Origin of the sequence: Actinomadura opuntiae, assembly GCF_030283205.1 — a bacterium.
Lineage (GTDB): Bacteria > Actinomycetota > Actinomycetes > Streptosporangiales > Streptosporangiaceae > Spirillospora.
Map to the genome: position 1 here is coordinate 1 of NZ_JASNWF010000053.1, position 11,350 is coordinate 11,350.

General features: G+C 73.8%; 1 protein-coding gene. It reads right to left on the reverse strand.

The annotated features are described in order from the left end of the window. Window positions 1-11,334, reverse strand: an 11,334-nt coding sequence (locus QP089_RS48595) for a non-ribosomal peptide synthetase (protein WP_285921422.1), incomplete at its 3' end; no start/stop codon positions are given. Window positions 11,335-11,350 lie beyond the last annotated feature (16 nt).

Sequence of the window (11,350 nt, forward strand, 5' to 3'; positions counted from 1 at the left end):
GCTGTCGGCGAGCATGAACGCGACCCGCTCCGCCGGATACTCCGGATCCACCGGAACGAACGCAGCCCCCGCCCGCCACACCGCCAACACCGCCACCACCATCTCCACCCCACGCGGCATGCAAATCCCGACGATCGACTCCGCGGCCACACCCTGGGCCACCAGGAAACACGCCAACCGCTCCACCCGGGCGTCCAGAGCCGCATAGGTCAGCTCCACGTCGCCGCATTCCACCGCCACCGCACCCGGCGACCGCACCACCTGCTCGGCGAACAACTCGGGAGCGGACACCTCCAGTCCCTCGACGGCCGTGTCGTTCCACTCCCGGAGCACCCGATGACGCTCGCCCTCGACGAGCACGTCGACGGCGCTCAGGCGGGTGCCGGGATCGTCGGCGAGCCGTTCCAGCACGCGCACCAGGCGGGCGGCGATCCGTTGGACGGTCCCGGCCTCGAAGAGGGCGGCCGCACCGGTCACCAGTCCGCGCACCCCGGCCGGGACTCCCCGGGCGTCGAACGCCTCACCTAGCAGGACGTCGAGGTCGAACCTCGCCGGGCGCGGCGCGGCGGCCATGCCGTCGGCGCGGACGTCCGGCAGGTCGAGGACGGCCTCGGCGTTGTTCTGGAAGGTCAGCACCACCTGGAACAGCGGATGCCGGGAGCGCGACCGCGCCGGGGCCAGCTCCTCCACCAGCCGCTCGAACGGCACGTCCTGGTGGGCGAACGCCGCCAGGCTCGTCTCCCGCACCCGGGCCAGCGCCTCGGTGAACGTCGGGTCGCCCGACAGGTCCGTCCGCATCACGAGCGTGTTGACGAAGAACCCGACCAGGTCGTCCAGGGCCTCGTCCGTGCGGCCCGCGTTCGCGGCACCGATCGGGATGTCGGTTCCCGCGCCCAGCCGGGACAGCAGCACCGCCAGCGCCGTCTGGACCACCATGAACATCGTCACGCCCTCGGCCCGCGCCAACCGCGCCAGCCGTGCGTGCACCTCCGCCGGTATCTCCAACGGGGCGGTGTGCCCGCGGTGGTCGGCGACCGGCGGACGCGGATGGTCGAAGGGCAGGCGAAGCTCCTCCGGAGCCTCCGCCAGGGCCGTGCGCCAGTAGTCGACCTGGGCCGAGACGAGGCTGCCGGGGTCGTCCTCGTCGCCGAGCAGCTCGCGCTGCCACAGTGCGTAGTCCGCGTACTGCACCGGGAGCGGCTCCCATGCGGGAGCGCGGCCCGCGCGCCGCGCCGCGTAGGCCGCCGAGAGGTCGCGTGCCAGCGGCTCCAGCGACCAGCCGTCGGTGGCGATGTGGTGCAGTACCACGACCAGGACCTCGCCGCCCGGTCCGGCGTCGAAGAGGCAGGCCCGGAGCGGGATCTCCCGGGCGACGTCGAACGGTCGACCCGCCGCCGCCTCGACCGCGCCGTGCAGTTCGTCCGGGGCGACCTTCGCGACCGCCAGCCGCCAGTCGAGGTCGCGGGGGTCGAGCACCCGCTGGTAGGGCTCGTCGTCGGCCAAGGGGTAGACGGTGCGCAGCACCTCGTGCCGTCCGATCACGTCCCGCAGCGCGGCCCCGAGTGCGTCCCGGTCCACCTCCCCGGTCATGCGGAGCACGATCGGCACGTTGTAGGCGGAGCTCGGGCCTTCCAACTGCCCGATGAACCACAGGCGGCGCTGCGCGAACGACAGCGGCACCCGCCGCGGACGCTCCGACGCCGTCAGCGCCGGGCGTGCCTCGCCGGCGTCGGCCAGCCGGGCGGCGAGCCCGGCGACGGTCGGGGTCTCGAACAGCGCGCGGAGGGGCAGCTCCACGCCGAGCACCGTGCGGACCCGGCTCGTCAGCCGGATCGCCAGCAGCGAGTGCCCGCCCAGCGCGAAGAAGTCGTCGTCGGCCCCGACCGCGTCCACGCCGAGGATCTGCGCGAACACCCCGCACAGCAGCTCTTCCTGGACGGTGGCGGGGCCGCGGCCTGCGGACCGGGGCAGGTCCGGTGCCGGCAGCGCGGCGACGTCGACCTTGCCGTTGGCGGTCAACGGCAGCCCGTCCAGCTCCACCACCGCCGCCGGAACCATCGACTCGGGGAGGTGGGCGCGCAAATGGGACCGCAGTTCAGCGGGGTCGATGACGGAACCGGGTGCGGGGACGACATAGGCGACCAGGCGCCGTTCGGGGACGGCCGCGGCCTCGGTCGCAGAGGCCCGGACCGGTGCGTCCGCCAGGCGCCCGTCAGCGAGCCACCGGACGCGCCGTCCCGTGCGATACAGCCGCTCGCCCGGCCCGCCGTACGGATTGGCGACGAGGAGGCTCGCCGTCATTCCCGGCCGGTGCTGACGGGCTTGCGGAACGGCGGCACCGGACACGTAGAGCTCGCCCGGCACGCCCACCGGGACGGGAGCGAGGCGCTCGTCCAGCACCAAGGCCCGCGTGACCGGAAGCGCGAGCTCCGCAAGCCCGTAGAGGTGACGGCGGCCGGCGACGGAGCCGCCACCGACGCGAACGGTCGCGCCGCACAGCAGGGGGTGCCAGATCTCCCAGGCGGAGGCGGTGTCGGCGGGGACCCGGTCGCCGGGTGCGATCGGGGCGGCGTTCGCCTCCCCGCGGACATGGTCGACGATCGCCTGGTGCGTTGTCAGCATGCCGTCGGGCCCGACGTGCGCGGGCTGTGAGGGATGCGGCCGGCGTCCCGATGGACGTGTCGAAGGCTGCGCCGCCGGCTCCGCGGGATCCAGGACCATCGCCTGCGGGCCGTCCGGAAGCCATGCCGCGCCGCACTTGGCGACGGCCAGTCTCGCCACGACGGCCGCGGCCTCGTCCGGAGCCGTCACGGTGACGGCCTGCCCCGGCTCGACACCCCGGTCGACCAGGAGCCGCGCCATCCGGTTCGCCCGCCGGTCCAGTTCGGCGTACGACAGTTCGACGCCCTCGCCGCAGACCGCCACGGCGTCGGGCGTGCGATCGGCCTGCGCCTCGAACAGTTCGGGAAGCGTGGCCGGTGCGCCCTCGACGTCCGTGCCGTTCCGCTCGGCGAGGACGAACCGCGCTTCCTCGTCGTCCATGACCGGGACCGCGCTCAGCCGCAGTCCCGGGTCGGCCGCGACCGCGTCCAGCACCCGCAGCAGCCGCGCCGCCAGCCGCTCCACCGACGCCGGCCCGAACAGATCGGCCGCGCCGACGATCCCGCCGTGCAGCCCGGCGGGGGAGCCGTTCTCGTCGAACATCTCGCCGACGCCGAGCTCCAGGTCGAACTTGGCCGCGGGCGCGCCGGCCGCCCCGCCGACGGTCCGCGCGCCCGCCAGGTCGAGGACGGCCTCGGCGTTGTTCTGGAAGGTCAGCATCACCTGGAACAGCGGATGCCGCGACATCGACCGGGCCGGGGACAGCTCCTCGACGAGCCGCTCGAACGGCACGTCCTGGTGCGCCAGTGCCGACAGGCCGGTCTCGCGCACCCTGGCGAGCACCTCCCGGAAGGCCGGGTCCCCCGACAGGTCGCTGCGGATGACGAGCGTGTTGACGAAGAACCCGACCAGGTCGTCCAGCGCCTCGTCGGTGCGGCCCGCGTTCGGTGTTCCGATCGGGATGTCGGTGCCCGCCCCCAGCCGCGACAGCAGCACCGCCAGCGCCGACTGCAGCAGCATGAACATGGTGACGCCCTCGGCGCGCGCGACCTGCGCGAGCCGCGCGTGCACGTCGGCCGGGACGCGGAGCGGGACCTCGTGCCCCTCGTAGGAGGCGACGGCGGGACGCGGCCGGTCGGCCGGCAGTTCCAGCTCTTCCGGGATCCCGGCGAGGGCGTCGCGCCAGTAGGCGACCTGATCGCCGATCTCGTCGCCGAGGAGGTCGCGTTGCCAGAGCGTGTAGTCGGCGTACTGGACGGGCAGCGGCGTCCAGTCCGGGGCCCGGCCCTCACGGCGCGCGGCGTACGCGGCGGACAGGTCGCGCGCCAGCGGCGCCGTGGACCAGCCGTCGCTGGCGATGTGGTGAAGCGTCAGGACGAGCACCCGGTCCCCGAGCAGCCAGGCGCGCACGGGAACCTCGGAGGTGAGGTCGAACGCGTACTGCGCCGCCTCCGCCACCAGATCGTCGGAGGCGGAATCGACCACGGCCGGTTCCCATTCGAGGTCGTCGGCGGCGATGACGTGCTGGTAGGGCTCCCCGTCGGCCACCGGGAAGACGGTTCTCAGCACCTCGTGCCGGTCGATCACGTCGCGCAGCGCCGCCCGGAGCGCCGCTCGGTCCACCTCGTCCGGCAGGTGCAGGACGATCGGGATGTTGTAGGTGGCGCTCGGGCCTTCGAGTTGGGCGATGAACCACAACCGCCGCTGCGCGAAGGACAGCGGGATGCGTTCGGGGCGTTCCCGTGCGGTGAGGGGCGTTCGGGCCCGGCCGGCGCCGTGCAGGCGGGCGGCCAAGGCGGCGACCGTGGGCGCCTCGAAGACGGTGCGCACCTCGATCTCCACGCCGAGGACGGCCCGGATGCGGCTCACGAGCCGTACGGCCAGCAGGGAATGGCCGCCGAGGGCGAAGAAGTCTCCCTCGACCCCGACCCATGGCAGTCCGAGCACCTCGGCGAAGGCCCCGCAGAGCATCTCCTCCTGAACCGTGGCCGCCCGGCGCCCGTCGCCTGCCGATGAGCCGTAGTCGGGGGCGGGGAGCGCCTTGCGGTCGAGCTTGCCGTTGGCGGTGAGGGGCAGGGCGTCCAGGACGACGACGGCCGACGGCACCATGTGCTCGGGCAGCCGCCCGGCGGCGAACTCCCGGACATCGACGGTCGGTTCGCCGTCGGTGACGACATAGCCGACCAGGATGTCGTCCCGGGCGGTGACCACCGCGCTCGTGATCTGAGGATGGGCTTCCAGGACGGCCCTGACCTCGCCGGGTTCGATGCGGAAGCCCCGGACCTTGACCTGGTCGTCGGTACGGCCCAGGAACACCACCTCGCCCTCGGCGGTCCACTTGACCCGGTCACCCGTCCGGTACATGCGGACGCCGGGCCGGTACGGGCACGCCACGAACCGCTCCGCCGTCAGCCCGGGCCGCCCCACGTAACCGCGGGCCACCTGGGCGCCCGCGACGTACAGCTCACCCGGCACACCGACCGGCACCGGCCGCAGCCGGTCGTCGAGGACGTAGAAGGCGGTGTTGGCGACCGGCGACCCCACGGCGCCCGAACCGAGCCGGGCCGTCGCCACACCGATCGTGGTCTCCGTCGGCCCGTAGTGATCGAACGCCTCGCAGCCGCCCGCCAGGACCTCCTCCACCAGCGCGGGCGGAACCGCCTCCCCGCCCACCACCAGCGAACGGGCGGGCAGCACCCGGGACGCGCCCAGCGCCGCCAGATGCGAGGGCACCACCTTCATGAAGTCGATCGCATGCTCGGCCACGTAGGCGGCCACGGCATCGGGATCGGTGACGGCGGCCTCGTCCAGGATGTGCAGTTCGCCGCCTGCGGCGAGACTGGCGAACACCACCGTGTTCCCGAGATCGGTGGCCTGCGCCTGCAGCAGCGCATAGCGGCCCTTCCCGAACCCCACGCGTCCGGGGACGGAGGACACGTAGTTGACCACGGCGCCGTGCGTGATGCCCACGCCCTTGGGCCTGCCGGTCGAGCCCGAGGTGTAGATCACGTAGGCGAGCCCGTCCGGCTCCACCCGGACCTCGGGCGGCGTCTGCGGATGCAGGCCGATCAGCGGGTCGTCCAGGGTGACCATGCGGAGCCGGCCGGCCGGCAGATCCTCCATGATCTCCTCGGCGGTCAGCAGCAGCGCGGCTCGCGCGTCGGCCAGCATGAACGCGATGCGCTCGGCGGGCTGGGCCGGGTCCACCGGCAGGTAGGCGGCCCCGGCCTTCCACACGCCGAGGATCGCCGTGACCAGGTCGGCGCCGCGCGGCAGGCACAGCCCCACGACCGACTCCGGACCCACACCCTGCGCGATCAGGAAATGCGCCAGCCTGTTCGCGGACGCGTCCAGTTGCGCGAACGACACCCGCTCGCCGCCGGCCACGATCGCCGTCGCATCACCGGCGTGCGACCGGAACAGCTCGGCCGCAGAACTCGCGGGAACCTGCGCCGCGGTGGCGTTCCAGTCGACCAGCGTCCGGCGCCGCTCGGCCCTGCCGGTGATCTCCACCGCGCTCAGCCGGACGCCGGGATCCGACGACACCGCGTCCAGCACGCGCACCCACGCGTCCGCGACACGGCCCGCCCACACCGGATCGAACAGGTCCGCCGACACCGTCACCGAGCCGCCGAGACCCGCCGGGACGCCCTCGGCGTCGAACGCCTCCCCCACCATCACGTCCAGGTCGAACTTCGCCGCCGACCACGACCGGCCGGCCGGCTCCGCCGACGGTCCGCCGGCCCTCAGGCCGGGCAGGTCGAGGTGCGCCTCGATGGTGTTCTGCAAGGTCAGGACGGTCTGGAACAGCGGATGGCGGGCCATCGACCGCGGCGGCGCCAGCTCCTCCACCAGCCGCTCGAACGGCACGTCCTGGTTCGCGAGCCCGGACAGGCTCGTGTCGCGGACGCGCGCCAGCACGTCCGTGAAGGCCGGGTCGCCGGTCAGGTCCGTCCGCACCACCAGCGTGTTGACGAAGCAGCCGACCAGGTCGTCCAGGGCCTCGTCCACCCGCCCCGCGTTGGCCGAGCCGATCGGGACGTCGGTCCCGGCGCCCAGCCGCGACAGCAGCACCGCCAACGCGCCGTGCAGGACCATGAACAACGTCACGCCCTCGGCACGCGCCACCTTCAGCAGCCGCGCGTGCACATCGGCCGGGACCTTCAGCGGGACCCGGTGGCCCCGGTGGGAGGCGACGGCGGGACGCGGCCGGTCGAACGGAAGCGCCAGCTCCTCGGGCGCACCCGACAACGCCTCACGCCAGTACGCGACCTGCCGGGAGATCGGACTGCCGGGATCGGACTCGTCCCCGAGCAGCTCGCGCTGCCACAACGCATAGTCCGCGTACTGCACCGGCAACCGCTCCCACTCCGGGACACGGCCTTCGCACCGCGCCGCGTACGCCACCGAAAGGTCGTGGGCGAGCGGGGCCTCGGACCAGCCGTCGGTGGCGATGTGGTGAAGGGTGACCACGAGGACGTGCTCCTCGGGGCCCGGACTGAGGAGCCACGCCCGGATCGGCACGTCCGACTCCAGGTCGAAGGCGTGCTCCATCAGCCGCGTGACCGTCTCGCTCAGCTCGGACGGCGCGACCTCCAGCGCCGGCAGCCGCCACCGCAGGTCCTCGGGGCGCAGAACCCGCTGGTGGGGCTCGCCGTCGAGGGAGGGGAACACGGTCCGCAGCACCTCGTGCCGTCCGATGACGTCCCGGAAGGCGAGGTTCAGCGCCTCCGGGTCCACCCGGCCGGACAGCGGCAGGACCACCGGGATGTTGTAGGCGGGGCTCGGCCCCTCCAGCTGGTGGATGAACCAGAGCCGTCGCTGCGCGTACGAGAGCGGGACGCGCTCCGGGCGCGCCATGGGCCGCACGGCCGCGCGCGCCCGTCCCGTCCCGGCGAGGCGGCCGGCGAGACCGGCCGGGGTCGGCGCCTCGAACAGGGCCCGCAGCGGGACCTCCGCGCCCAGGACGGCCCGCACCCGGCTCACCAGCCGGGCGGCCAGCAGCGAGTGCCCGCCCAGCGCGAAGAAGTCGTCGTCCACCCCGACGCCGTCCACACCCAGCACCTGGGCGAACACCTCGCACAGGAGCCGCTCCTCGCGGGTCCCGGGCTCGCGTGCCGAGCCGCCCCGGTACTGCGGGGCGGGCAGTCCTCCGGTGTCCAGCTTGCCGTTGATCGTCAGTGGCAGCGCCTCCATCACCACCACCGCCGACGGCACCATGTGCTCGGGCAGCCGCTCGGCCGCGAAGTCCCGGATCAGCGCGGGCAGCCCTTCGCCCGCGCCGGGCGCGACGACGTAGGCGACCAGCCGCGGGTCCCCCGGGACGTCCCTGCGCGCGACGACCGCCGCATGCGTCACCGCCGGGTGGGCCGCCACGGCCGCCTGGACCTCCGCGGGCTCGATCCGGAACCCGCGGATCTTCACCTGGTCGTCGGCGCGCCCGGCGTACTCCAGCCGGCCGTCCGCGGTCCAGCGCGCGCGGTCGCCCGTCCGGTACATCCGCTTTCCGGGCTCGAACGGGCAGGCCACGAACCGCTCCGCCGTCAGCGCCGACCGGCCGACGTAGCCCCGTGCCAGGCCGCGCCCGGCGATGTACAGCTCCCCGACGACGCCTGGCGGTACGGCCGCAAGGTTCTCGTCCAGCACGTACACCCGCGTGTTGGCGTTGGGACGGCCGATGTACGGGTCGTCGCCCGGGTGCAGCGGGCCCGCCATCGTCGCGCACACCGTGATCTCGGTCGGCCCGTAGGCGTTGAGGAACCGGCGGCCCGGCGCCCAGCGGTCGATCTGGGCCCGGTCGAGCGCCTCACCGCCCGACAGGAGCGTCGTCACCGGCGCCAGGTCGGCCTCCTCGAGCACGCCGAGGACGGACGGGGGGAGCAGCACGCGCGTGGCGCGGTGCCGCCGCACGACCTCGGCGAGCCCGCCGCCCGGAAGCAGCTCGTCCGCCGGGGCGGTGACCAGGCACGCCCCGGACCACAGGGCGGTGAGCCAGTCCCACGTCGCGGCGTCGAACCCGATGGAGGCGAACTGCAGGATCCGGTCGCCCGGGCCCGCATCCCACCCCCCGGCGGCGATCAGGTTCACGGCGCCCTCGTGGGTGAGCGCGACACCCTTCGGGTGTCCCGTGGAGCCCGAGGTGTAGATCACGTAGGCGAGATTCCCGGGCCGGGGCCGCCGGGCTTCGAGTCTCCCGGCGGGCTCCTCGCCGTGCGGCGCGTCCGCCAGCAGCGTGGGCAGCGCGACCGATTCCGGGACCGCACGGGCACCGGGCGTCGACGTCAGCAGGACGCGAGCGCCCGCGTCCTGCAGCATGAACGCGATCCTGTCCGGCGGGTTCGCCGGATCGACCGGAAGGTAGGCGCCGCCCGCCTTGAGGACGCCCAGCACCGCGGCGACGAGATCGGCGCCGCGTTCCAGCAGGACCGCGACGACCGTGTCCGGGCCGACTCCGCGAGCCGCCAGCAGACGCGCCAGCCGGTCCGCCCGCGCGTCCAGTTCGGCGTAGGACAGCTCGACGCCGTCGCCCACCACCGCGAGTGCATCCGGCGTGCGCGCCACCTGCGCCTCGAACAGTTCGGGGAGCGTGGCCGGCGGCAGCGGCCGGGCCGTGTCGTTCCAGGCGGTGATGACCCGGCGGCGCTCGTCCGCCTCGAGGACGGGGATGTCCCGGATCCGGATCCGCGGATCGGCGGCCACGGCCTCCAGCAGCCGCGCCAGCCGGGTCGCGAGGCGCTCGACCGACGCGGGCTCGAACAGGTCGGCGGCTCCGACGATCCCGCCGCGCAGCCCCGCGTGCGCACCGTCCTCGCCGACGCGGTGCTCCACGATGCCGAGTTCGAGGTCGAACTTGGCGGGCAGCGGGCCCGCCGACGCTCCCTCGGCCCGGACGCCGGGCAGGTCGAGGGCCGTCTCGGCACGGTTCTCCAGGGTCATCATCACCTGGAAGAGCGGGTGCCTGGCCATCGAACGGGCGGGCGCCAGTTCCTCGACCAGCCGCTCGAACGGCACGTCCTGATGGGCGAACGCCGACAGGCTCGCCTCCCGGACCCGGGCCAGCACGTCGGCGAAGGTCGGATCGCCCGACAGGTCCGTCCGCATCACCAGGGTGTTGACGAAGAAGCCGACCAGATCGTCCAGGGCCTCATCGGTACGGCCCGCGCTCGCCGCACCGATCGGAATGTCGGCACCGGCCCCCAGCCGCGACAACAGAACCGCCACCCCTGCCTGCACCACCATGAACATCGTCACGCCCTCGGCTCGCGCCAACGCCGCGAGCTGCGCGTGGACGTCCGCCGGTACGTTCAGCGACGCGCGGTGGCCCTGGTAGGAGGCGACGGCGGGGCGGGGCCGGTCGAACGGGAGGGCGAGTTCGGCGGGCGCGCCCTCCAGCGCGTCGCGCCAGTACGCGACCTGGCGGGAGAGCAGGCTGGCGGAATCGCTCTCGTCACCGAGCAAGTCGCGCTGCCACAACGCATAGTCGGCGTACTGGACGGGCAGCGGCTCCCACTCGGGAGCCCCACCCGCGCAGCGCGCCTGGTACGCCGTCGAGAGGTCACGGGCGAGCGGGGCCATGGACCAGCCGTCGGCGGCGACGTGGTGCAGGACCACGACGAGCGTGCTCCCGCCGAACAGCCAGGCGCGGATCGGGATCTCGGCCGCCAGGTCGAACGCGTGCCCGGCCGCTTCCGCCACCCGTTCGTCGGTGGCGGAGTCGGCGAGCGTGAGCCGCCAGTCGAGGTCGTCGGGATCGGCGATGTGCTGGTACGGCTCGCCGTCCTCCGACGCGATCATGGTGCGGAGAACCTCGTGCCGCCCGATGACGTCCCGGAACGCGGCGGCCAGGGCGTCCTCGTCCACCTCTCCCGACAGGTTCAGCACGACCGGGATGTTGTAGGTCGGGCTCGGTCCTTCGAACTGGTCGATGAACCACAGCCGCCGCTGCGCGAACGACAGCGGTGCCCGCTCCGGGCGTTCGGCCGCCCGCAGCGGGGGCCTCGCCTCACCGGCCCCCGCGAGCCGTGCGGCGAGTCCGGCCGGGGTGGGCGCGTCGAACAGGGCCGTGATGTCGATCTCGACACCGAGCACACTGCGGACCCTGCTCACCAACCGTACGGCGAGCAGCGAATGCCCGCCCAGAGCGAAGAAGTCGTCGTCCACACCGACCTTCTCCAACCCCAGCACCTGCGCGAACGCCTCACACAGCAACTCCTCCTGCGGTGTGAGAGGGCCACGGCCCGCGCCCGCGCCGACACCGGGCGCGGGCAGCGCCCTGGTGTCGAGCTTGCCGTTGGCGGTGAGCGGCAGCGCCTCCAGCGGCACCACCACCGACGGCACCATGTACTCCGGCAGCCGACGCGCCGCCAACTCCCGCACCGACTCCCGCACCGCCGCCGGCGGCGCGTCACCGGCGACGACCACATAGGCGACCAGCGCGCCCTCGCGGGCGATCACGGCGGCGTCCATGACCTGCGGGTGCGTCATCACCGCCGCGCGGACCTCACCCGGCTCGACCCGGAAACCCCGAACCTTCACCTGCTCATCCACCCGACCCAAAAACTCCAACACCCCACCCACACCCCACCGCGCCACATCACCCGTCCGATACATCCGCTCCCCCACCCCAAACGGACACGCCACAAACCGCTCCGCCGTCAAACCCACCCGACCCACATAACCCCGCGCCAACTGAACACCCGCCACATACAACTCACCCGCCACACCCACCGGCACCGGCCCCAAACCCTCA